We start from the raw sequence: 594 nt of genomic DNA, 5'->3' as shown, positions 1-594 counted from the left end.
GCGCGGAAACTGCTGGGATAACAGCCCAATGGAACGCTTCTTCAGGAGTCTGAAGAACGAATGGATGCCGGTGGTGGGTTACGTAAGCTTCAGCGAGGCAGCTCACGCCATAACGGACTATATCGTTGGATATTACAGCGCACTAAGACCGCACGAATATAACGGTGGGTTACCCCCAAACGAATCGGAAAATCGATACTGGAAAAACTCTAACTCGGTGGCCAGTTTTTGTTGACCACTTCAACAGCTAATTGGATTTGCCCCTATATTTCCAGACATCTGTTATCACTTAACCCATTACAAGCCCGCTGCCGCAGATATTCCCGTGGCGAGCGATAACCCAGCGCACTATGCGGATGCCATTCGTTATAATGCTCGAACGCCTCTGCAAGGTTCTTTGCTGCCGTTAACCCGTCTGGTTTGGGCATGATACTGATGTAGTCACGCTTTATCGTTTTCACGAAGCTCTCTGCTATTCCGTTACTCTCCGGACTCCGCACCGCCGTGTTCTTCGGTTCAAGTCCCAACATCCGGGCGAACTGGCGTGTTTCATTAGCCCGGTAGCATGAACCATTATCCGTCAGCCACTCCACT

2 protein-coding genes are annotated in these 594 nt (G+C 50.7%); one reads left to right on the top strand and one right to left on the bottom strand.

The window, feature by feature from the left end; translation table 11 throughout:
• On the top strand, positions 1–235 hold a 235-nt coding region (locus BHE85_RS18055; RefSeq protein ID WP_146627965.1), incomplete at its 5' end, for an integrase core domain-containing protein.
• 28 nt (positions 236–263) lie between these two features.
• Here BHE85_RS18055 and BHE85_RS18050 read toward each other — a convergent pair.
• Positions 264–594 (bottom strand): integrase core domain-containing protein (locus BHE85_RS18050; RefSeq protein WP_000321149.1); only part of this gene is annotated, 331 nt, incomplete at its 5' end.

Origin of the sequence: Shigella sp. FC1567, from assembly GCF_001743015.1 — a bacterium.
In the GTDB taxonomy this organism is placed as follows: domain Bacteria; phylum Pseudomonadota; class Gammaproteobacteria; order Enterobacterales; family Enterobacteriaceae; genus Escherichia; species Escherichia coli.
The sequence above is the reverse complement of the archived record's forward strand: the minus strand, read 5'-3'. Positions and strand labels throughout refer to the sequence as shown.